Source organism: Steroidobacteraceae bacterium (genome assembly GCA_041395505.1).
In the GTDB taxonomy this organism is placed as follows: Bacteria; Pseudomonadota; Gammaproteobacteria; order Steroidobacterales; family Steroidobacteraceae; genus JAWLAG01.
This window is the reverse complement of record JAWLAG010000001.1, coordinates 26120-47841: the sequence shown is the minus strand read 5'-3', so window position 1 is coordinate 47841 and position 21722 is coordinate 26120. Positions and strand designations below refer to the sequence as shown.

Sequence of the window (21722 nt, the reverse complement as noted above, 5' to 3'; positions counted from 1 at the left end):
TTTTTTTGCGGAGGGGTGCGCCATTGCCTCGAGTCCTGGTCGCCGCCTATTCGATGTTCTGCACCTGTTCGCGCATCTGCTCGATGGCGACTTTCATTTCGACCGCGCAGCGGGTCAGTTCCAGATCGGGCGATTTGGATGAAAGCGTGTTGGCTTCGCGATTGAGTTCCTGCATCAGGAAATCGAGCCGCCGGCCCGCGGGCTCGCCGGCGCTGACGACGCGCCGGACCTCGGCAACATGACCGCGCAGCCGGTCGATTTCCTCGGCGACGTCGCTGCGCGCCACGACGAGTGCGATTTCCTGCTCGAGCCGCTCCGCGTTCACTTCCGCGGCAAGCTCTGCGACGCGCTCGCGCAAGCGCTGCAGCTGCTCCTGGCGCAGCTGCGGCAGGCGCTGCTCGACGCCTGCAGCAAGCTCGCTGAGCGCCTCGCAGCGCTGCAGGATCGCGCCGCGCAGGTGCTCGCCCTCGCGCTGCCGGGCCGCGACGAGTTCGTCGAGAGTCGCCTCGAACAGCTCATCGAAGCTCGCGCGCAATCTATCGACGGCGCTTTCGTCTTCGCGAATGACGCCCGGGAAGCGCAGGACGTCCATGGCGTCGATGCGGGTCTGAGGGGCGGGCAAGCGTGACGCGATCTCGGTGACTTGCCGGATGATCGCATCGAGCGTGGCGGCGTCGACTCCCTGCGAGGCGGCTGCGCCCGAGCCGCGCTTGAGATGCAAGCTGCAGTCGATTTTGCCGCGCTTGAGCTTCGCGCCAAGGCGACTCCGCAATTGCGGCTCGAGCGAGCGCAGCTCCTCCGGCAGGCGCAGGCTGATTTCGAGGTAGCGGTGATTCACGCTGCGCAGTTCGCAGGCGAGGGTACCGAAGCGGTCGGTGGCTTCGCGGCGGGCGAAGCCGGTCATGCTGAGGATCATGGCGGGGTGTCGTCGGCTTGAATTCTTCCGCGCTGCCGCAACCTGGCGATCCGGCGGCGACGCGGCCTGTGATATAAGACAGCCCAGTTTAGCGCAACCACCGGGCCAGGCTCGAATTGCGGGTCGAATACGCTGAAATCAGTCTGATCGGTTCGCGCGAGCGCAACGAGGATCGCGTTGCCGTCGCGGTCGCCGAGGAAGCCGCGCTGCTCCTGGTCGCCGACGGCATGGGCGGCCATGCCGACGGTGCGCGCGCAGCCGAGCTGACGCAGAAAACACTCATCGAGGCGTTCTGGCACACGCCGCTGCCCGCTTTCGATCCGATCGGCTTCCTGCACCTGACGCTCGGCGCCGCGCACGAAGCCGTGGTCAGCTATGGCCGCGATCGCCCGATGGAGCAGCGCCCGCGTGCAACCTGCGCGGTCTGTCTCGTGCAACGCGGCAATGCCTACTGGTCCCATGTCGGCGACAGCCGCGTCTACCTGATTCGAGGTGGTGCGATAGTCGCGCGTACCCGCGACCACAGCCATGTCGAGAACCTTTTGCGCGAAGGGGTCATCGTGCCGGCGCAGGCGGCCGCGCACCCGATGCGAAATTTCGTCGAGTCCTGCATCGGCGGCGAAACCCTGTTGCCGCAGATGAGCACCAGCGGCAGGCGCAAGCTGGAACCAGGCGATGTACTGCTCGCCTGCACCGATGGCCTGTGGGGTTCGCTGAAGGACGAGGACGTCGCAGCGAGTTTCGCAACCACCGACATCGCGCTCGCGAAACAACTGGGCGGCCTTGCCAAACGTGCGGTAGAGGCCAATGGCGCCAGCAGCGACAATACCTCAGCCGTCGTAATGCGCTGGCTCGGCCCATGACGCACTCAAACGCATCGCCGTGGCGGCGCCCGAGCGGACGCGCATCCGATGAATTGCGCGCAGTGCGCTTCCAGCGCGAGTTCACCCGTCACCCGGAAGGTTCGGTTCTGGTCGAGTTCGGCGCCACCCGGGTCCTGTGCACGGCGAGCGTCGAAGAATCCGTGCCGCCTTTCCTGCGCGGCAAATCCCAGGGTTGGGTCACGGCCGAGTACGGCATGTTGCCGCGCGCGACGCATACGCGCTCGGCCCGCGAGGCAGCGCGCGGCAAGCAATCCGGCCGCACACAGGAGATCCAGCGCCTGATCGGTCGTTCGTTGCGGGCCGTGGTCGATCTCCGTGCCCTCGGCGAGCGCAGCATCACCATCGACTGCGATGTGCTGCAGGCCGATGGCGGAACACGCACGGCCTCGATCAGCGGCGGCTATGTCGCGCTTTGCGATGCGATCGCCGCACTGCGCCGGCGCGGCGTCCTGCAAAGCGATCCCCTGCATGGCCAGGTCGCCGCGGTATCCGTCGGCATCTTCGCGGGCCAGCCGGTGCTCGACCTCGATTACGACGAGGACTCACAGGCGGAGACCGACATGAACGTCGTCATGAACGACGGTGGCGGCTACATCGAGTTGCAGGGCACGGCGGAAGGCCACGCGTTTCGCCACGATGAACTGCAGCGCCTGCTCGAACTCGCGGGCAAGGGCACGACGGAAATCTGCGCCTTGCAGCGCGCGGCACTGCGCGCCACGAGCGCTTGAACCGTCCGCCGGGCCGGCGCATCGTGATCGCGAGCAGCAATGCGGGCAAATTGCGCGAGTTCGCTGCACTGCCCGCGCTTGCGGCCTACACCCTGCTGCCCCAGCGCGAACTCGGCATCGACGATGCCGAGGAGACGGCCGCCACGTTTGCCGGCAACGCCCTGCTGAAGGCCCGCCATGCGGCCGACGCAAGTGGTCTCATCGCCATTGCGGACGACTCGGGACTGTGTGTCGACGCCCTGCAGGGGCGGCCGGGCGTGTACTCGGCGCGCTACGGCGGCGCCGGCCTCGACGACGCCGGGCGCAACCGGCGATTGCTCGAGGAATTGGCCGGCGTGCCGACGCGCGCGCGCGCGGCGCATTATCACTGTGCCATCGCCTGCGCAGCGCCCGGCGGGGTTCCGCCCCTCGTCTGCGAAGCGAGCTGGCAAGGACATCTGCTCGAAACGCCGCGGGGCACGGGCGGCTTCGGTTACGACCCGTTGTTCGTGCCGGCGGGCGATCGCCGCACGGCCGCCGAACTGCCGCTCGAAGAGAAAAATCGCCAAAGTCACCGCGCGCTGGCGCTCATGCAGCTGGCCGCCCGGCTGCCCGCCTGGCTCGCCACACAGTGAATGCACTGCCGGCGCTCGCCCTGTACGTGCACATGCCCTGGTGTGTGCGCAAATGTCCCTACTGCGATTTCAACTCACATGCGCTCAAGGGCGACCTGCCGGAGCGCATCTATGTCGATGCGCTGATCGACGATCTCGCGAGGAGCGCCGAGCAGGCGGGCGGGCGTGCGATCCAGAGCATCTTCTTCGGCGGCGGTACGCCGAGCCTGTTCGGTGCGGCAAGCATCGAGCGCGTGCTCGCGGCAGCAGGCGCCGCACTCGCTCTCGCCGATGATGTCGAGGTGACCCTCGAGGCCAACCCGGGCACTGTCGAGCGAGGCCGTTTCGCCGACTACGCTGCTGCGGGCGTCAACCGGATCTCGCTCGGCGCGCAGAGTTTCGACGCCGGCGCGCTCGAGCGGCTTGGGCGCATTCACTCACCGCTCGATACTGCGCTCGCGATCGACGAGATTCGCGCCGCCGGTATCGCCAATTTCAATCTCGATCTGATGTATGGCCTGCCCGGGCAGGACACGGCAGCGGCGCTTCGGGATATCGAAACCGCGCTGTCTTACGCACCGCCACACCTGTCGCACTATCAACTGACCCTCGAGCCCGGCACTGTGTTCGCTGCGCATCCGCCACGGTTGCCCGATGAGGCCGTGATTGATGAAATGCTGGCGCAATGCCAGCACCGGCTCAGGGCGGCGGGTCTCGTTCGTTATGAAGTATCCGCCTATGCGCAGGAAGGCGCGCGATGCCGGCACAACCTCAATTACTGGCAATTTGGCGACTACATCGGCATCGGTGCCGGCGCGCATGGCAAGCGGACCGGGTTCGACCCCTTCGCCGTGCACCGCAGTACCCGGGTGCGTGACCCGCGTCGCTACATCGCGCGCGTCGAGCGCTGGCGTGACGAGCAGGCGGTTGACAGTCGCCAGCTGCCGTTCGAGTTCATGCTGAATGCCTTGCGACTGGTCGATGGCTTCGAGGAGCCGCTGTTCACCGCGCGCACCGGGCTTGCGCTCGGCAGCTGTGACGCGCAATGGTCCATGTTGGCCGCGCGCGGCCTCGTTGCGCGGGAAGATGGCCGGATTCGCCCCACTGCCAGAGGCCTTGGTTTTCTGAACGACGCGCTGCTGCCGTTTCTGCCGGACGATCATGGCCCCTACACGGCGAAAAAAAACCAAGAAAAGACCGTGGGTTAAGCTCGAATCGCGAGGACCGCCGCTGGTTTATGCACAGCTCGCGGCCGGCGAGCGAAAATGAGCGGGTTACATCCTATTTAACCCAAATGACACAATGAGAGTCACGTAACCGATTGTTTTATATATATATAATGTTTTGGTCATTTTTTGACCAAGCCAACAATTATGGTTTTTTCGGGCCCGCAAACGACCCCGGCCCTCGAGTTAGCCACAGAGTTATCCACAGATTTTGTGGATAACGGCCGACCCTTGAGCCGGGCCGCCTGTCCCGTTAGACTGCGCGGCCCCGCGACCCTGGGGTCGCCGTTAGCCGAACCAGCCACTGCAGGACCGCCATGAAAGCCAGCATCCATCCGGATTACAAGGAAATTACCGTTAGCTGCAGCTGCGGCAATACCTTCAAGACGGGTTCCACCCTGGGCACGGACCTGGCCGTCGAAGTCTGCTCCAACTGCCACCCGTTCTTCACGGGCAAGCAGAAAATCGTCGACACCGCGGGTCGCGTCGACAAGTTCCGTCGCAAGTACGCCCAGCAGACCGGCGCCCGCTAGCCGGAACTTCAGCTGCCCGGCCCGGCTCTACCATTTAATATGGGGGCCGGCTGCGACCTATCGGCTGGGAGTTGCGCATGATCCAGAAATTCGTCCTGATGCTGCTGACCGCCGTGGCGGTGGCCGGCTGCGCCACCAACCCGGCGACCGGCAAGCAGAATGTCGTGCTCAGTTCGATGAAAAGCGAGCGCGAGTCCGCGCGACGCGCCTATGAAGAAATCATCAAGTTCTACGGGGCCTATGAGGACCAGGCCGTCCAGGATTACATCAACGAAATCGGCCAGCGCGTGGCAAGGCAGAGCGACCTGCCCGATGAGGAATGGAAATTCGTGGTGCTGGACGACGAGTCCGTCAACGCGTTCACGACCGGCGGTGGCTATGTCTACCTGCACCGTGGTCTCCTGACCCACCTCAATTCCGAAGCGGAGATCGCGTCGGTCATAGGCCACGAGATCGCGCACGTCACGTTGCGCCATCCGGCCCGCCGCCAATCACGCGGCATGCTGGCCTCGATCCTCTCGGTCGGCGCTGCGATCGCCACCGGATCACAGGCCGTGGCGCAAATGGCGAACATCGGCGCGGCTGCATGGGTGCAGGGCTATGGACGCGAGAGCGAAGCCGAAGCCGATCGCTATGGACTGAAATACGCGGCGAAGGCCGGCTACCAGCCCGAGGCCATGGCGCGCACCTTCGAGATGTTCAAGGCGCAGGAGCGCTTCGAACGCGATCGTGCCCGTGAGGAAGGGCGCGAGCCGCAGATCTACCATGGGGTTTTCTCCTCCCATCCGGCGCCGGACTCCCGCGCCTTCGAAGCCGCCAAGGGCGCCGCGGCCTTCCAGGGCGGGACACCCGAAGGCGGCTGGGTCGAGAACCACGACCGCTACCTGCGCATGCTCGATGGCATGCCCTATGGTTCGAGCCGCGCCCAGGGCATCGTGCGCGAAAATCGCTTCTATCACGCCGGCATGGGCATCACGCTCGCCTTCCCCAGGGGCTGGACGGTGGAGAACATGCGCGATCGCCTGCTCGCCTATACCGTCAACAAGGACAGCGTCATGCAGTTGACGTCCGAGGTGCGCCCGGAGAACAAGGCGCCGCGCGAGTTCCTGCTCGAGAAACTCAAAGGCGCGAGTCTCGCAGGCGGCGAAGCGATCAGCTCGAATGGCATGGACGGCTACACGCTGCTCGCACGCACGGGTTCGCCGCTCGACAATGGCCAGGGGCCGGTGCGCTGGACCGTCATTTACAGGGACAAGAGTGCCTTCGTGTTCGGCGGCGCGAGCAAGTCGGCGAACCAGGGCCGTCCCGAAGCCGATGGCCTGTTCGTGTCGGTCGCGCAGACATTGCGTAGCCTCAAGCCCTCGGAGTTTCCGCTGGCCGAACCCTACCGGCTGAAGATCCGCGCCGCCGATGGTCCACAGAGCATCGACCAATACGCCAGCGACGTGCCTGTCGAGAAATACAAGAAAGAAGAGCTGCAGCTCATCAACGGCGTCTACCCGGACAGCAATCTCAAGCCCGGTCAGTTGTTCAAGACTGTCGAGTAGCGTCCGATAACAGGATCTGGGACCTGCGGCAAGGCGTTGCGTGAGGCAGCGCCTTGATTCCGCTGCGCCGCCGTGTAACGCTCTGCCTGATCCATTTCGCTACAGCACTGCCACCATGACGTCCAAGACCTTCAAACTCACCGACAACGCCACGGGCAAGGAATCACAGCTGCCCGTGCGTAGCGGCACCATCGGTCCCGATGTACTCGACATCGCCGCGCTCAACAAGAACCACGGCGTGTGGACTTTCGACCCGGGCTTCATGGCGACGGCGAGCACCGAGAGCAAGATCACCTATATCGATGGCGACGAAGGCATTCTTCTCTACCGCGGCTATCCGATCGATCAGCTGGCCGAGAAATCGAGTTTCCTGGAAGTCGCCTACCTGTTGCTGAATGGCGAGCTGCCCAAGCGCGGCGAGCTCGAGGAATTCACGCTCAACATTTCGCGGCACACGATGATCAACGAGTCGCTGCTGCGCATGTTCAATGGCTTTCATTTCAATGCGCATCCCATGGCCATGGTCTCGGGGATCGTCGCCTCGATGTCCGCCTTCTATCACGACTCGATGGACATCTATAACCCGCGCCATCGCGAGATTTTCGCGCACCGCATCATTGCCAAGATCCCGACCATCGCCGCAGCGGCCTACAAGCACGCGCTCGGCCAGCCCTATGTCTATCCGCGCAACGACCTCGACTACTGCAGCAACCTGCTGCACATGTTCTACGCCGTGCCCTGCGAGAAGTACGAAGTCGATCCGCTCGCCGCCAAGGCGCTCGACCTGCTGCTGATCCTGCATGCGGACCACGAGCAGAACGCCAGCACTTCGACCGTGCGTCTAGCCGGCAGCACCGGCGCGAATCCTTACGCGGCCATTTCCGCAGGCGTCTCCGCATTGTGGGGGCCGGCACATGGCGGCGCCAACGAGGCCGTGCTCGAGATGCTCGAGGGCATCGGCTCCGCCGAAGCCGTGCCGAAGTTCCTCGACAAGGTCAAGGACAAGAACTCCAACGTGCGGCTCATGGGTTTCGGTCACCGCGTCTACAAGAATTTCGATCCGCGCGCCAAGATCATTCGCGAAATGTGCCACAAGGTGCTCGCCAACATGGGGCGCAGCGACAATCCCCTGTTCGAACTCGCGCAGCGCCTCGAGGAAATCGCCCTCAAGGACGAATATTTCGTCTCGCGCAAGCTCTACCCGAACGTCGATTTCTACTCGGGCATCATCTACAGCGCGCTCGGGATTCCGCGTTCGATGTTCACAGTGATGTTCGCGATCGCGCGCACCGCCGGCTGGGTGTCGCACTGGCAGGAGATGATCGCGGACCCTGCCAACAAGATCGGGCGGCCGCGCCAGTTGTACTCCGGAGCCACTCGCCGCGACTACGTCGCGGTCGGCGCTCGCCGCTAGCCCGCGATTCTCGCGGCGACCGCCCGCGCAATAATGCGCGGGCCTGCACGTTTCGGTCTATTTCCAGGACCGCCGTAAATCCATCCCTGGCGCGCACGATCCTGGAAATAGGCCAAAACGCGCAGGCCCACTCATCAGCTTGCGCGTTGCTCACAGCGCGGCCGGCGCCGCGGCGAGCAAGGCCGTGACTTCGGCTTCACCTGCGCGCCGCATCGGGCGGCCGTCCACTGCGCTCAATGGCGCCTGGCGTAGCCCGTCGACCGGAAACACCAGCGCGAGGAATTCCTCGTCATCGAACCCGAAGCGCAGCGCCGGAACCTCGGCCTGATGATCCCCGCCCATGCGGATCCTGCGGGTCACGACTTCATATTCAATGTCTGCATCGAGCAGCGCGATCGAGACGAGTTCCGCGCGCTCGGCGAACAGGTGCAGCTCGATGACCGAGTGGGCACTCGCCGTACCGGCGAGCACCGCGCCGACCAGCCGCGGCTGATAGGATTCGAGGAGCCGCATCACCGTTGCCGCCGTATCGCGTTTGTGCCGCAGTTGGCGTTCGTGCTCGGCGGCACCGAACAGGCGTTGGTGCTCGGCGAGTGCGAGCTCGATTTCGCGGTTCTTGGGCAATGCGCCCTGGTCGCTGACACCGAAACGCTCCGCAGCCTTGCGCTTGGCGGTCAGGAAGTCCGCGATGCCATGCTCGATCATGATGCGTGCCGCTTCCTGGGCAAGCGCCCGCTTGAGATTTGCGCTGCGGGGCGATAGCTGCTTCACCATGCGCCGGTCCGTCGATCAGAAAATGGGTTCACCCGAGCCGCCATCGTTGCCACTGCCGACGGTGCTTTGCGGCATACCTTCCACCGGCTGCTCGCCATTCGGCAGATGCCCTTCGAGGAAGGTCTCCACGATGGCATCGGGGTCGTCCTCCGACGCTGGCGCACCCGTCGATGGCGAGATGCGCAGTCGCACCAGGCCTCCCGGCATGTCCGGCCAGTGCTGCGGGAGGTTGCGCAACGCCTCCCGCATGTACTCGATCCAGATCGGCAACGCCGTACGGCTGCCTTCCTCGCCCGCGCCGAGTGGCCGCGCCTGGTCATAGCCGACCCACACCGACGTGACGACATCCGGAGTGAAACCATTGAACCAGGTGTCCTTGGCCTCGTTGGTCGTGCCGGTCTTGCCGGCGACGTCATTGCGCCCAAGCGCCATGGCACGCCGACCGGTGCCGCGGCGCACGACGTCACGCATCATGTCGTCCATCAGCCAGGCATTGGCGGCACTGATCGCGCGTTCGGCGCGCTGCTTCTCGGGCAGGAACTCGCAATCGGGACAAACCATGCGCGGTTCGGCCTGCCAGACCGTCTTGCCATCGGGCGCGATGATGCGGTCGATGTAATAGGGGTCGACTCGATAACCGCCGTTGGCGAAGGTGGCGAAGCGTGCCGCCAGGTTGATCGGCGTGATCTGCACCGTGCCGAGCGCGAGCGTCAGGTTGTTGGGCAGGGTACTGCGCACGAAACCGAATTGCGTGGCGTGATCGATCGCAGCCGGAATGCCGAGATCACGCAGGATGCGGATCGAGACCAGGTTGCGCGAGCGCACGAGCGCTTCGCGCAATCGCGTCGGGCCATAGAACTGGCCACCGGAATTGACGGGTCGCCAATCCTCTTCGAGATTGTCGCCCTCCATCACCACCGGCGCATCCATGATGATGCTCGCGGGCGTAAAGCCGTCCTCGAGCGCCGCCGAATACAGGAAGGGCTTGAACGAGGAACCCGGCTGGCGTTCGGCCTGGGTGGCACGATTGAACTTGCCCTGCGCCTTGTCGAAATAATCGAAGCCGCCCACCATGGCTGCGACGGCGCCATCGCGCGGATCGAGTGACACCAGTGCCGCTTCCGCTTCCGGCACCTGTACGAGTTCGGCGCCAACACGGGCATTGTCGCTCGCCACCACATAGACCACGTCGCCGACCCCGAGGACATCGGCCGCACTCCGGGGTTCGGGGCCGACGCCAACCTCACCGACTGCAGGCCGGGCCCATGAAATGGCCTCCCACTCGAGCGAACGCCGGCCGAGGTCCTTGACGAACAGCTTGGCGGTCTGGCCAGCGACCGCCGTAACCAGCGCCGGCCGCAGCATGCCCACCTGCGGGAACTCCGCCAGCAATTCCTCGAAACCCGCCGGTGTCGCGCTCGCCTCGATACTCACCTGGCTCACCGGGCCGCGCCAGCCATGGCGGCGGTCGTATTCGAGGAGCCCGAGGCGAACGGCGCGGTTGGCGGCCGCCTGCAGGCGGCTGTCGATGGTCGTGACGACCTTGTAGCCTTCGTTCTGCGCGGCGGCGCCGAAGCGACGCACCAGCTCGAGGCGCGCGAGCTCGGCGACATAGGGTGCCTCGACATCGAAGCTGCGGGCGCCGGCTCTTACCTTGACAGGCTCGGCGCTTGCCGCCTCTGCGGTTTCGGCATCGATGTAACCCAGTTCGCGCATGCGGCGCAGCACATAGGCGCGCCGCGCACCGGCGCCTTCGGGATTGGTGATCGGATTGAATCGCGACGGCGCCTGCGGGAGCCCGGCGAGGGTCGCAACTTCGGCGACGCTCAGCTTGTCGAGCGGTTTGCCGAAGTAGGCGTCGGCGGCGGCAGCCACGCCGTAACTTCTCTGGCCGAAGAAAATGACATTGAGGTAGAGCGAGAGGATTTCGTCCTTGGTGAACTCGTGCTCCATGCGATACGTGAGGAACACTTCCTGGAGCTTGCGACTGTAGGTGCGATCGAGCGTCAGGAACATGTTGCGCGCAGTCTGCATGGTGATCGTGCTCGCGCCCTGCGTCTTGGAACCCGAGACGAGGTTGACCAGCGCCGCGCGCAGCACACCCAGGTAGTCGATGCCGCTGTGCTTGAAGAAACGGTCGTCCTCGGCCGCAATGAACGCCTTGCGCACCAGATCGGGAATCTCCGCGGCACTGACGGGAATGCGCCGCTGCTCGCCGATCTGCGCGATCAGCTGGCCGCTTCTTGCGTAGACGCGCAGTGGCACCTGGAACTCGGTATTGCGCATCGCCTCGACCGTCGGGAGGTTCGGTGCGACATAAAGATAGGCGCAGATCAGCGCATACAGGACCGCGACTGTGATGCAGATCACACCCGCAGCCAGGCCGCTGAAAAGCCAAATGTATCGGCGTTTCACAGAACCACTTTCATGAGCTTGCAGGCCCCAGAGCCGCTATGCATAGTACCGTCCGTTTGTGGCATCGGTCGGGCAAATTACAGATTCGTTGTGAATCGTGAGAGTTCTCACGTTCAATTTAACCGTGCACTGATATATAGTTGGCCGAGTGGTTGCATGCAATTGCGGCTTTTGGGCGTATCTTACTGAAAAGCAAAGGATAATTAATGTTCCTATTCGCACGTAAGTACCGTCCCATGCTGGGTCTCGATATCACCACGTCGTCGGTGAAACTGATCGAGCTGGCGATGGCCGGCGGTCAGTATCGCGTCGAGTCCTATGCTGCAGAACCCACCCCGCTGAATGCCATGAACGAAAAGGCCATCGTCGATGCCGAAGCAGTCGGCGAGGCAATACGCCGCGCCGCGAAGCGCGCCGGCGCGCGCGCCACCGAAGTCGCCATCGCCATCAGCGGCGATGCGGCCATCACCAAGGTCATCCAGATGTCGCGCAACCTGCGCGATGCCGAGCTCGAAGCCCAGGTCGAGATGCAGGCCGATCAGTACATCCCCTTCCCGATGGACGAAGTCAGCTACGATTTCGAAGTCCTCGGGCCGTCCGAGAAAGACGCAGACACCAACGACGTGTTGCTGGTGGCAACGCGCACCGAGAACGTCGATCAGCGCCAGGCCGCGGTCAAGGCAGCGGGTCTCAACGCGCGCGTGGTCGATGTCGAGGCCTTCGCCCTCGAGAACGCCTGCAAACTCATGACCCACCAGATGCCCGACGGCGGCATCGATCGCACCGTGGCGGTCGTTGACTTCGGCGCGAGCAGCACCACCTTCAGCGTGCTGCGCAATCTTCGCGTCATCTATACGCGTGATTTTCCCTTCGGCGGCCAGCAGCTCACCGAAGAGATCATGCGCACCTACGGACTGTCCATGGAAGAAGCGGGCCGCGCCAAGAAAGAAGGCGGCCTGCCGGGTAACTATCAGTCCGAAGTACTCGATCCTTTCATCGACGACATGACCCAGCAGGTCAGCCGCTCGCTGCAGTTCTACCTCGCCTCGGGTTCGGGCCGCGAGCAGCCGGAGAAGATCCTGGTCTGCGGCGGTTGCGCGAACATCCCAGGCGTTGGCGATGTGATCGCGAGCCGCGTCGGTATCGCCGCCGAGAAGGGCGATCCGCTCGGCCAGATGAAACTCTCGTCGCGCTCCAAGGCCCAGGCCGTGCAGCGCGACGCCACGGCACTGCTGACGGCCTGTGGACTCGCGCTAAGGAGCTTCGACTGACATGCCTCGCATAAACCTACTGCCGTGGCGCGAGGAGCAACGGCGCGAACGAAAAATGCAGTTCCTGGTGGCGCTGGGCGGCGCCGCAGTGGCTGCCGGCGTCGTCACGCTCGCCTCCTACGGCGCGTTCAGTTCGATGATTTCGAGCCAGGAGTCGCGCAACGATCGCCTCAAGATGGAAATTGCCGAGCTCGACAAACAGATCGAGAAGATCAACGACCTCGAGCAGCAGAAAAAGAAATTCATCGATCGCATGCAGATCATCGAGAAGCTGCAGCGCTCGCGCCCCGAAGTCGTGCATCTGTTCGACCAGCTGGTCAAGACGCTGCCCGACGGCGTGTTCCTCACCGAAATCAAGCAGACCGACAAGCGGCTGAAGATCACCGGTGTCGCCCAGTCGAGCACGCGCGTGTCAGCCTTCATGCGCGCCATCGACGGCAGCGAGTGGCTCAAGAACCCCGAGCTCGAGGTGGTCGCCACCAAGAAGGGCGAATTGCTGGGCTCGACTTTCACGCTCTACGCGGAGCAGGTCTCGACGGTGCAGGACGACAGCGGGGACGCCAGCCAGACAGCCACGCGCGTCGCCAGCGCGGCGCGCTGAGGGCGGAGCAATCATGAAGAACGTCATCGAAGAACTGCGCTCCCTCGATCCCAGCGACCCGGGCCGTTGGCCGCTGCCCATACGCATCGGCGCCGTAGCGACCACCTTCGTGCTGCTGTCGATCATCCTGTTCTACGTCATCGTCTGGAACAACCAGAAACCCGAACTCGAGCAACGGCGCGGCGAAGAAGAGCAGTTGCGCGCAACCTTCCAGGCCAAGCACAGCAAGGCGGTCAACCTCGAGGTCTACCAGCAGCAGCTGGCCGACATCGAGCGCTCCTTCGGTGCCTTGCTGCGCCAGCTCCCGGGCCGCACCGAGGTGCCCAACCTCCTGGTTGACATCTCGCAGACCGGTCTGGCCGCGGGGCTCGACGAAAAACTCTTCCAGCCGGGCGCCGAAGAGCGCAAGGACTTCTACGCGGAACTGCCGATCAAGATCACGCTCACGGGGAGCTATCACAACTTCGGCGCTTTCGTCAGCGGCATCGCGGCGCTGCCGCGCATCGTCACGCTGCACAACATCGAGATCAAACCCGACTCCAAGGACGTATACGACCAGCTGACGCTGGATCTGACCGCCAAGACCTATCGTTACCTGGACGAAGAAGAAATCGCGACCGCCGAAGCGGAGCGCCAGAAGCAGCAGTCGGCCGTGCGCCGGCCGCAGGGTTGAGCGGGCAAGGCAGGCACAGGTGCGCAAGATGTTCCAGTCGATTCATCCAAAATTGGCCGCGGCGATCGTGCTGACTGGCGCGCTCGCGGCGCTGGCCGGTTGTTCCAGCCGCGACTCCGAGCTCGACCAGTTCATCGCCACGACCAAACAGTCGCCGGGTGGTCGCGTCGAGCCATTACCCGAGGTCAAGCCCTACGAGAGCTTTGCCTACGCGGTGCAATTCATGCGCTCGCCCTTCGTGCCCGGTGGTTCCGGTGGCAACAGCGCCAACCAGGGCCTGCGCCCGGATTCCAAGCGCAATCGCGAATTCCTCGAACAATTTTCGCTCGACACATTGCGGATGGTCGGCACGCTCAACCTGGGCGGCCGCAACTTCGGCCTGGTGCAGACCAAGGACGGCCTCGTGCATCGCGTATTGCCGGGCAATTACATGGGACAGGCCGATGGCCGTGTCACCCAGATCCAGTCATCGCAAATCAGTTTGGTAGAAATCGTGCCGGATGGGCTCGGTGGATACATGGAGCGACCCGCGTCGCTCGCTCTGAGCAACTAGTTTCGGCAGGGAGATCATCGTGAGCAAACGAATCAGCGTCGCCAACCTTACACCGAGCCTCAGCCAGTGGCTCGTGGCCGCGTTTTTGCTGGCGCTTTTCGCAGCAATGCCGGCGCCCGCCGCGGATCCAACCAACAAACTGGAGTCCGTCGACGTGCAGACGCTGCCGGGCCAGCAGGTGCAGGTGACCTTGCATCTGGCCGCTGCCGCGCCCGAGCCGTTGACCTTCACCATCGACAACCCGGCGCGCATCTCCATGGATCTCGCCGATACCGCGCTGGCGTTGCCCTCGCGACGTATCGACGTGAGCTCCGCGGGCGTCGACAGCATACTCGCCGCCGAAGCGGCAGGCCGCACGCGCCTGGTGCTCAACCTCGATCACATGATGAATTACAAGACGGTCGTCAATGGCAATGACATCGTCATGACCATCGGCACGAGCGTGCAGGATGGTGGCGGTTCGGCCGCCGGCGTCAGCACCGCGCAGTCGTCGGGTGGACGCGTGGCGGCACCGAGTGGTCCGCGCGCCATCAAGAGCATCGATTTCCGTCGCGGCACCGGCGGCGCCGGCCGCGTGGTCGTCAACCTGACCGATCCGCGCACGCCGATCAACCTGCGTCAGCTCGGCAATCAGGTCGTACTCGACTTCGCCGGAGCGGAGGTCGCCTCGAGCCTCGTACGCCGCTACGACGCCATGGATTTCGCAACCCCCGTGAGCGGTTTCGATGTGATGCGCGTCGGCAGCGATGCGCGCATCGTCATCAACGCCACCGGCGATTACGAGCAACTTGCTTATCAATCCGACGATCAGTACGTCGTCGAGATCCAGCCCGCCCGCAAGGCTGATCTGCGTGACGAGGACAAGCCGCAATACACGGGCGAGCGGCTGACGCTCAACTTCCAGGACATCGAGACCCGCGCCGTGCTGCAGCTGCTCGCCGACACGAGCGGCCAGAACATCGTAGTGAGCGATTCGGTCTCCGGCAGCGTCACGCTGCGCCTGCAGAACGTTCCCTGGGACCAGGCGCTCGACATCGTGCTGCGCACCAAGGGTCTCGACAAGCGCAAGCAGGACAATGTCATCATCGTGGCGCCGGCCGACGAGCTCGCAACACGCGAGAAAGCCGACCTCGCCGCCAAGAAGGACATCGAGGAACTCGCGCCGCTGCGCTTCGAATACCTGCAGGTGAACTACGCCAAGGCGCAGGATCTCGCCGACCTCATCAAGTCGCAGGGTGGATCGCTCCTGTCGGGCCGCGGCAACGTGGCGGTCGATGAGCGCACCAATACGCTGCTGCTGCAGGATACGGCCGAGAAACTCGCCGATATACGCCGCCTGGTCGGCAACCTCGACATTCCGGTGCGACAGGTGCTCATCGAAGCGCGCATCGTCATCGTCAACGACGACTTCGAGCGTGAACTCGGCGTGCGCGCCGGCGTAACCGCGATCCATGACAATGGCTCGGATGGCATCATCCAGACCTCGGGCTCGCTGGAGGCAACCGACGTCGGCCTCGCCTCGGCACTCGACAACCTGCAGAACAATGGTGGCACCTCGCCCTATCCAATCGAAATTCCGACCGGTGCCGGCGCCACGAACCGCTACAACGTGAACCTGCCGGTCTCGAATCCGGCTGGACGACTCGCGTTCATGGTGCTCGGCTCCGACTACGTGGTCGACCTCGAGCTCTCGGCGGCCGAATCCGAGGGCCGTGGCGAAATCATTTCCTCGCCGCGCGTCATCACCGCGAACCAGAAAGAGGCGAGCATCGAGCAGGGTGTGGAGATTCCGTATCAGGAATCGGCGTCGAGCGGCGCCACCACGATCTCCTTCAAGAAGGCCGTGCTCTCGCTCAAGGTCACCCCGCAGATCACGCCGGACAACCGCATCATCCTCGACCTCAATGTCAAGAAAGACAGCGTCGGTCAGGTGGTCGTGGCTTCGGGCGGCGTGAACGTGCCTTCGATCGACACGCGCGAGATCACGACCCAGGTGCTGGTCAACGACGGCCAGACTGTTGTGCTCGGCGGCATTCTAGAAACCGAAAGGCGGGATACCTCGACGAAGGTACCCTACCTCGGCGACATCCCCGTGCTCGGTCGCCTGTTCAAGACCACGCAGGACACCAACAACAAGGACGAGTTGTTGATCTTCGTAACTCCGAAGATCCTGCGTGAAGGTGTCAACGTCTACTAAGACGCGGTGCTGCCCGGCCTGATCCGGCCGGGCGGCACCTCATCCAGCGCTGTCCTCAGTCATCGCAGCTTGTCGGCAATGACAAGCTGCGATAGTTTTGGCTTTGTCTCGAGGCCGAAATCAGGTGCAGGACGTGCCTCTTCGCTGGCTGACACTTCTACTGCTGTTCGTTCCGTCCCTGCTGCCGGCCGCGGAAAGCTGGTACCTCGTCGATCTGGATGATTTCCGCATCGTAAGCAACGGTACTTCCGACGAGACCCGGAAGATTGCCGAAAGCATCCACGTCTACCGGTATGCGCTCGGCCAGACCCAGCCCACTTTGGTCAAGCCTGCGCCAATCCGGCCAACCATCTTTGTTTTGACGCCGAATTATTTCGATCGCTTTGGGACCCGGTCGCGCACCTTCATGGGGTTCGTCAGACGCGGCGAGTTCTCGGCCGATGCGTTCATTGATCGATCGAAATCTGTTTCGCGGCAATTCGTGGCGCAGCATGAGTTGACCCATTTCTATCTACACCTTGCAAGCGATAGCGCTCTCCCCTACTGGTACGATGAAGGTACAGCGGAACTGTTTGCCACCACCCAGATGCTGAACGGAAAGGTGCTGGTTGGACTGCCGAACAGGTTGCGTTGGGAGAGTCTGCAGATACAGGTCTGGCGACCCATGCGCGAAGTCTTCGCTGCAGTGCGGCCCAGCAACGGCGATGTCTGGGACGGCTATTCGGATGCCATTGTCGCGCAATCGTGGTTGCTCATGCACTACGCAACCATTGCTCAACCCGAACTGCTTGGCCGACTCAGCCATTTGCTGGCGCTCGAGGACGCAGGTCTGTCGGTCGGCGAAGCGCTCGAGCAGGTCTTTCCGGGATCAACCTTCGATCAGCTCGAGAGAAACCTCAAATCCTATAGTGACCGCCGTTCAAAGCCCTATCTGACTTTGAAATCGCGCCCCCCGGAGGCCGCGGTCGAACTGCAGACTCTGTCCGACGAGCAAGCGAAGTACGAACTCGCGCTCATGCTGGCACGTCGCGGTGGGCAAGAGAGCCTGGAGACAGCTGCGGCGCTACTGGGCAAGCCATTACCCGCCGACTCGCCGGAACTCCCGCCCCGACGCGTTGCGCTCGAGGCCTGGCTGGCCGTCAAAACCGATGGCTCCCGATCGCCGGCAGTGCCCTGGCTCGCCCGCTGCGTGACGCTCGCGGAACAATCTGCTGCTGATGACAAGGCGTTGGTGCTATGCGGCGACGCGCAACTGGTGAGCGATCATCCGCTCGAGGCCAGGCGGCTCTATGAACGTGCGCTCGCCGTCAACTCGGCGAATTTCGAAGCCGTGCATTCGCTCGCTCTGACCTATCCGAACGATTCCGCACCCGCGGGGCTGCTCGCGCAACTCGAGGACGCTCTGGCAATCCTGCCGAGTTCGATGTTGTTGCGCGAAGACGCCTACCGGATCTACGCCGCCCAGGGCAATCTCGGAAAGGCGCGCTTTCACATCGAAAAGGCCGTGCTCAAATCACGCGATTCCGAACAACGCCAGTCCCTGCTGCGTTTGCTGCGGCAACTGGAGTCGGCCAGCGAGGGCCAACCGGCAGCCATTACCACACAGCGCCCGTCAGGCAGCTGAGCCACGGCGCCGGGCACGATCGCGCGATTTCGCTATCATCAGGGTTCATGCGACGCGTCTTTCTGATCGGCCCGATGGGCTCTGGAAAATCCGCCGTGGGCAAGCGTCTCGCGCGCCTGCTCGACTGGGAGTTCCTCGACTCCGATGCCGAAATCGAGCGTCGCACAGGCGTCGATATTCCCTTCATCTTCGAAAAAGAGGGTGAGAGCGGATTTCGCGTCCGCGAAGCGGCGGTGATCGCCGAGCTCTCGCAGCTTGACCATACGGTGCTCTCCACCGGCGGAGGCGCGATCATGAGCGCCGCAACCCGCGCGATCCTTCGCGAGCGTGGCATGGTCGTCTACCTGCAGACCTCCGTTGAACAGCAGGCGCGGCGCGTTCGCGACGGCGCCAGCCGACCCATGGTTGCCGGGCGCCCCGTCCAGGAACGACTGACCGAACTTCTGCAACAGCGCGAGCCGCTTTATCTCGACACCGCGCATATCGTCGTGCCCACGGACGGGCGGCGCGTGCCAACCGTCGCGCAGTCGATATTCGAGCGTCTGCGCGCGAGCGATGCCGACGGCGGCGCCGCAGAGCAGTAGCCACGGCGCTCACGTATAATTCAAGTCGTGCAACGACTGCGCGTTGATCTCGGTTCCCGCTCCTATCCCATCCTGATCGGCTCGCGATTGCTGGCCGACCGCGCGCTGCTGCGCCGCCACGTGCCGCAACAGGACCTCGCCGTCATCACCGACACGCATGTCGCGCCGCTCTACCTGGCCCGGCTGTGCCGGTCGCTGGGGCGCCGCCGCATCGTCGAAATCGTCCTGCCGGCCGGCGAAGCGCACAAGAGCGCCGCGATGTACCTGCGCATTCTCGATGTCATGGTGAGCAATCGGCTCAGCCGCGACGCCTGTGTCATTGCCCTGGGCGGCGGCGTGGTCGGCGACATCGCCGGATTCGCGGCCGCGAGCTACCAGCGCGGTGTGTCCTTCGTGCAGCTGCCGACCACGCTGCTCTCGCAGGTCGATTCGTCCGTGGGCGGCAAGACGGCCATCAATCACCCGGGCGGCAAGAACCTCATCGGCGCCTTTCATCAACCTCGCGCGGTCATCACCGACGTCGACACCCTGGCCACGCTGCCGAGCCGGGAATTGCGCGCGGGACTCGCGGAGGTCATCAAGTCCGCCTTGATCGCCGACGCGGATTTCTTCGGCTGGATCGAGCGCAATCTCGATGCGCTCCTGGCGCTCGACCCAAAAGCATTGATGGCGGCCATCCGGCGCAGCTGCCGAATCAAGGCCGCGATCGTCGGTCGCGACGAACGGGAATCCGGCGAGCGCGCCTTGCTCAACCTCGGCCACACTTTTGGTCATGCCATCGAGACCGCCACCGGCTATGACAGCTGGTTGCATGGTGAAGCCGTGGCGGCAGGCCTTGCCATGGCAGCTGCGCTATCGGTGCGAACCCAGGGACTGTCGCCGGCCGCTGCGGTGCGCATCGTGAATCTGCTGGAGCGGGCCGGATTGCCAACCGCCGCCCGCGAGGTGAGTGCTGCCCGCGCACTCGAGTTGATGCGCATCGACAAGAAAGTGAAGAATGGTCGCAATCGACTCATTCTGTTGCGTCGCATTGGCAAGGCGGTCATCAGCGACGACTATCCCCCTGCCTCCCTGCGCGCGACCGTGCGCGCTCATTTCGCATGAGCCAGACGGAACGCGACCTCGCGCCCTATGCCGCACACGACAGCCGCAGCCGCGGCCGGCGCTATCCGGAGGAGGCGCCGAACAATCGCAGCGAATACCAGCGCGACCGCGATCGCATCGTGCACAGCAATGCCTTCCGTCGCCTCGTCTACAAAACCCAGGTATTCGTCAATCACGAGGGTGATCTCTACCGCACCCGCATCACCCACTCGCTCGAGGTGGCGCAGATTGCGCGATCCATCGCGCGCGCACTGCGCCTCAATGAGCCGCTCACGGAAGCGATCTGCCTTGCGCACGACCTTGGGCATACACCTTTCGGCCATGCCGGGCAGGATGCGCTCAACGACGCGATGCGCGACTACGGCGGCTTCGAGCACAACCTGCAATCGCTCCGCGTGGTCGACGAGCTCGAGGAAAAGTACGCCGACTTCCCGGGTCTGAACCTTACCTTCGAATGCCGTGAAGGCATCCTCAAGCACTGTTCGGTGCGCAATGCGCGCGAACTGGGTGATGTCGGGCAGCGCTTTCTCGATCGACAGCAACCCGGCCTCGAAGCGCAGCTGGCCAATCTCGCCGATGCGATCGCCTACAACAATCACGATGTCGACGATGGTGTGCGCGCTGGCCTCATCGACGTGACGGCGCTTGCCGCCGAACCCTTGTTCGAGCGCGAACACCAGGAGGTCAGGCGACGCTACCCGGAGCTTGGCGGCAAGCGCGCGCTGCACGAGGTCATCCGCCGCATGATCAATCGACTGGTGACCGACGTCATCGAGGAGACCAGTCGCCGCATCGACGATGCCGCGCCCGAGGACATGGACGCGGTACGCAGGCTGCCGGAGCTGGTGGCGATGAGCGAGACCATTGCCGAGCAGCACCGCTCCCTCAAGCGCTTCCTGCGCGAAAATCTCTACCGGCACTATCGTGTGCTGCGCATGACCTCCAAGGCAGCACGGGTCGTGCAGGAGCTGTTCGGCGTCTTCATGGCAACGCCGCAGCTGATGCCTGACGAGCATCGCGCGGCCGCGCTCGCCGCGGCCGCTGCAAAAGGCGATGAAGGCAAGGCGCGGATCGTCGCCGACTACATCGCCGGCATGACCGATCGTTATGCACTGCTCGAGCATCGCCGAATCTTCGAGCCCGGTGCACGAATCTGAAATCATTCCTGACCGTTTGAGAGCCGCTCGATGCCAGCCAAGAACATCGCCCCTGAAGACCGACTGATATTCGCCCTCGATGTACCCGATGTCGATGCGGCTCGCCAACTGGTCGAGCAGCTCGGACCGGCCGTCACCTTCTACAAGCTCGGCCTCGAGCTCGCGATGAGCGGGCAGTATTTCCAACTGCTCGACTGGCTCGCCGCGCGGGGCAAGAAGATATTCGCGGACCTCAAGTTCTTCGACGTGCCGGCGACAGTCGCCGCAGCCGTTCGCCAGCTGCAGGGACGGGGCGTCTACTTCACGACCGTGCATGGCAACCAGTCGATCATGGAGGCTGCGGCTGCCGCCAAGGGCGACGTGCGCATCCTCGCGGTAACGGTACTGACAAGCCTCGATCGCGGTGACCTCGATGACCTCGGTTTTCATTGCGATGTCGAGCAGCTGGTGCTCTCGCGCGCGCGCCGGGCGCTCGAGGCGGGCTGCGACGGTGTCGTCTCCTCGGGACTCGAGGCGCGTCAGTTGCGCGCATACATCGATGCGCGGCTGCTCGTGGTAACTCCCGGCATCCGGCCGGTCGACAATCGTCCTGTCGATGACCAGAAACGGGTCGTCTCGGTCGAGCAGGCTTTCGATTTCGGCGCCGATTACATCGTCGTGGGGCGGCCCATACGCGATGCGGCCGATCCCCGCGCTGCCGCGGAAGGCATCCAGGCCAGCATCCGGGCCGCCATCAAGGATTGACCGGGCATTTTGCTGCATTGCAGCATAACATGCCAGGTGCCGACCAGGACCCCGGAGTGGCGTCACGAATTGCGCGCTCCGGCGCGGCAGACGGGGCGCCGTTGAGGCAAACTAGCGCGCCAAATCAGGTGTCCCCGCCCCGCCGGTGCGGCGGCGCCGGCGATACCAGAAGGACGTCGAAGCC

The 21722-nt window shown here is 64.0% G+C and carries 20 protein-coding genes; 17 read left to right on the top strand and 3 right to left on the bottom strand.

The genetic code is table 11. From position 1 onward, the window contains the following. Window positions 1-46: 46 nt before the first annotated feature. Entirely contained in the window at window positions 47-904 is an 858-nt protein-coding gene (locus R3E77_00210; protein MEZ5497825.1) for a YicC/YloC family endoribonuclease, read from the bottom strand. Window positions 905-1032: 128 nt separating this feature from the next. On the opposite strand from R3E77_00210, the gene R3E77_00205 reads away from it, so the two are divergent. The 7 genes from R3E77_00205 to R3E77_00175 all read left to right on the top strand — a co-directional run bounded on the left by R3E77_00205 (window position 1033) and on the right by R3E77_00175 (window position 7841). Next, window positions 1033-1779 carry a PP2C family serine/threonine-protein phosphatase gene (locus R3E77_00205; GenBank protein MEZ5497824.1) on the top strand — a complete coding sequence of 249 codons (747 nt, stop codon included), beginning with the start codon at window positions 1033-1035 and terminating at the stop codon, window positions 1777-1779. Beyond that, entirely contained in the window at window positions 1776-2528 is a 753-nt protein-coding gene (rph, locus tag R3E77_00200) for a ribonuclease PH (protein ID MEZ5497823.1), read from the top strand. The genes R3E77_00205 and rph overlap by 4 nt, the downstream gene beginning before the upstream one ends. Then, window positions 2525-3142, top strand: coding sequence for an RdgB/HAM1 family non-canonical purine NTP pyrophosphatase (gene rdgB / locus R3E77_00195; GenBank protein ID MEZ5497822.1), 618 nt, complete (start codon window positions 2525-2527; stop codon window positions 3140-3142). Before rph ends, rdgB begins: the two co-directional genes overlap by 4 nt. Beyond that, a complete protein-coding gene (gene hemW / locus R3E77_00190; GenBank protein ID MEZ5497821.1) occupies window positions 3139-4329 on the top strand; it encodes a radical SAM family heme chaperone HemW in 1191 nt (396 codons plus the stop codon). The genes rdgB and hemW overlap by 4 nt, the downstream gene beginning before the upstream one ends. A 335-nt stretch (window positions 4330-4664) precedes the next feature. Next, on the top strand, window positions 4665-4880 hold the full coding sequence (rpmE, locus tag R3E77_00185; GenBank protein ID MEZ5497820.1) for a 50S ribosomal protein L31: 216 nt from the start codon (window positions 4665-4667) through the stop codon (window positions 4878-4880). A gap of 77 nt (window positions 4881-4957) precedes the next feature. Next, entirely contained in the window at window positions 4958-6427 is a 1470-nt protein-coding gene (locus R3E77_00180) for a M48 family metalloprotease (GenBank protein MEZ5497819.1), read from the top strand. Window positions 6428-6542: 115 nt separating this feature from the next. Then, window positions 6543-7841: a citrate synthase gene (locus R3E77_00175; GenBank protein MEZ5497818.1), complete on the top strand. Its 1299-nt coding sequence runs from the start codon at window positions 6543-6545 to the stop codon at window positions 7839-7841. Between the two features lie 150 nt (window positions 7842-7991). On the opposite strand, the gene R3E77_00170 is transcribed toward R3E77_00175, so the two are convergent. Together R3E77_00170 and R3E77_00165 are read right to left on the bottom strand one after the other, a co-directional pair. Beyond that, complete coding sequence (locus R3E77_00170) at window positions 7992-8615, bottom strand: hypothetical protein (GenBank protein ID MEZ5497817.1); 624 nt, start codon at window positions 8613-8615, stop codon at window positions 7992-7994. Between the two features lie 15 nt (window positions 8616-8630). Continuing rightward, complete coding sequence (locus tag R3E77_00165; GenBank protein MEZ5497816.1) at window positions 8631-11030, bottom strand: penicillin-binding protein 1A; 2400 nt, start codon at window positions 11028-11030, stop codon at window positions 8631-8633. Window positions 11031-11236: 206 nt separating this feature from the next. Here R3E77_00165 and R3E77_00160 point away from each other — a divergent pair, with 206 nt between their 5' ends. From R3E77_00160 to pyrF, 10 genes are all read left to right on the top strand, one after another. Then, complete coding sequence (locus tag R3E77_00160) at window positions 11237-12301, top strand: pilus assembly protein PilM (GenBank protein MEZ5497815.1); 1065 nt, start codon at window positions 11237-11239, stop codon at window positions 12299-12301. 1 nt (window position 12302) lies between these two features. Next, window positions 12303-12902 carry a PilN domain-containing protein gene (locus tag R3E77_00155; GenBank protein ID MEZ5497814.1) on the top strand — a complete coding sequence of 200 codons (600 nt, stop codon included), beginning with the start codon at window positions 12303-12305 and terminating at the stop codon, window positions 12900-12902. Window positions 12903-12915: 13 nt separating this feature from the next. Next, window positions 12916-13575: a type 4a pilus biogenesis protein PilO gene (locus R3E77_00150; GenBank protein MEZ5497813.1), complete on the top strand. Its 660-nt coding sequence runs from the start codon at window positions 12916-12918 to the stop codon at window positions 13573-13575. A gap of 28 nt (window positions 13576-13603) precedes the next feature. Next, on the top strand, window positions 13604-14128 hold the full coding sequence (locus R3E77_00145; GenBank protein MEZ5497812.1) for a pilus assembly protein PilP: 525 nt from the start codon (window positions 13604-13606) through the stop codon (window positions 14126-14128). 19 nt (window positions 14129-14147) lie between these two features. Continuing rightward, window positions 14148-16325 carry a type IV pilus secretin PilQ gene (pilQ, locus tag R3E77_00140; GenBank protein ID MEZ5497811.1) on the top strand — a complete coding sequence of 726 codons (2178 nt, stop codon included), beginning with the start codon at window positions 14148-14150 and terminating at the stop codon, window positions 16323-16325. Window positions 16326-16458: 133 nt separating this feature from the next. Next, window positions 16459-17949, top strand: coding sequence for a hypothetical protein (locus tag R3E77_00135; protein ID MEZ5497810.1), 1491 nt, complete (start codon window positions 16459-16461; stop codon window positions 17947-17949). A 47-nt stretch (window positions 17950-17996) separates the two neighbouring features. Then, a complete protein-coding gene (locus tag R3E77_00130; GenBank protein ID MEZ5497809.1) occupies window positions 17997-18533 on the top strand; it encodes a shikimate kinase in 537 nt (178 codons plus the stop codon). Window positions 18534-18560: 27 nt separating this feature from the next. After that, complete coding sequence (gene aroB, locus R3E77_00125; GenBank protein MEZ5497808.1) at window positions 18561-19637, top strand: 3-dehydroquinate synthase; 1077 nt, start codon at window positions 18561-18563, stop codon at window positions 19635-19637. Continuing rightward, entirely contained in the window at window positions 19634-20794 is a 1161-nt protein-coding gene (locus R3E77_00120) for a deoxyguanosinetriphosphate triphosphohydrolase (GenBank protein ID MEZ5497807.1), read from the top strand. Before aroB ends, R3E77_00120 begins: the two co-directional genes overlap by 4 nt. 30 nt (window positions 20795-20824) lie before the next feature. Beyond that, window positions 20825-21538 carry an orotidine-5'-phosphate decarboxylase gene (gene pyrF / locus R3E77_00115; GenBank protein ID MEZ5497806.1) on the top strand — a complete coding sequence of 238 codons (714 nt, stop codon included), beginning with the start codon at window positions 20825-20827 and terminating at the stop codon, window positions 21536-21538. The last annotated feature ends 184 nt before the right edge of the window (window positions 21539-21722 follow it).

What these genes read in the sequence shown, in the direction of transcription:
- R3E77_00210 (MEZ5497825.1), bottom strand. Translation starts at nt 904, where the DNA reads ATGACCGGCTTCGCCCGCCGCGAAGCCACCGACCGCTTCGGTACCCTC.
- rph (MEZ5497823.1), top strand. Translation starts at nt 1,776, where the DNA reads ATGACGCACTCAAACGCATCGCCGTGGCGGCGCCCGAGCGGACGCGCA.
- rpmE (MEZ5497820.1), top strand. Translation starts at nt 4,665, where the DNA reads ATGAAAGCCAGCATCCATCCGGATTACAAGGAAATTACCGTTAGCTGC.
- R3E77_00180 (MEZ5497819.1), top strand. Translation starts at nt 4,958, where the DNA reads ATGATCCAGAAATTCGTCCTGATGCTGCTGACCGCCGTGGCGGTGGCC.
- R3E77_00175 (MEZ5497818.1), top strand. Translation starts at nt 6,543, where the DNA reads ATGACGTCCAAGACCTTCAAACTCACCGACAACGCCACGGGCAAGGAA.
- R3E77_00170 (MEZ5497817.1), bottom strand. Translation starts at nt 8,615, where the DNA reads ATGGTGAAGCAGCTATCGCCCCGCAGCGCAAATCTCAAGCGGGCGCTT.
- R3E77_00160 (MEZ5497815.1), top strand. Translation starts at nt 11,237, where the DNA reads ATGTTCCTATTCGCACGTAAGTACCGTCCCATGCTGGGTCTCGATATC.
- R3E77_00155 (MEZ5497814.1), top strand. Translation starts at nt 12,303, where the DNA reads ATGCCTCGCATAAACCTACTGCCGTGGCGCGAGGAGCAACGGCGCGAA.
- R3E77_00150 (MEZ5497813.1), top strand. Translation starts at nt 12,916, where the DNA reads ATGAAGAACGTCATCGAAGAACTGCGCTCCCTCGATCCCAGCGACCCG.
- R3E77_00145 (MEZ5497812.1), top strand. Translation starts at nt 13,604, where the DNA reads ATGTTCCAGTCGATTCATCCAAAATTGGCCGCGGCGATCGTGCTGACT.
- R3E77_00130 (MEZ5497809.1), top strand. Translation starts at nt 17,997, where the DNA reads ATGCGACGCGTCTTTCTGATCGGCCCGATGGGCTCTGGAAAATCCGCC.
- R3E77_00120 (MEZ5497807.1), top strand. Translation starts at nt 19,634, where the DNA reads ATGAGCCAGACGGAACGCGACCTCGCGCCCTATGCCGCACACGACAGC.
- pyrF (MEZ5497806.1), top strand. Translation starts at nt 20,825, where the DNA reads ATGCCAGCCAAGAACATCGCCCCTGAAGACCGACTGATATTCGCCCTC.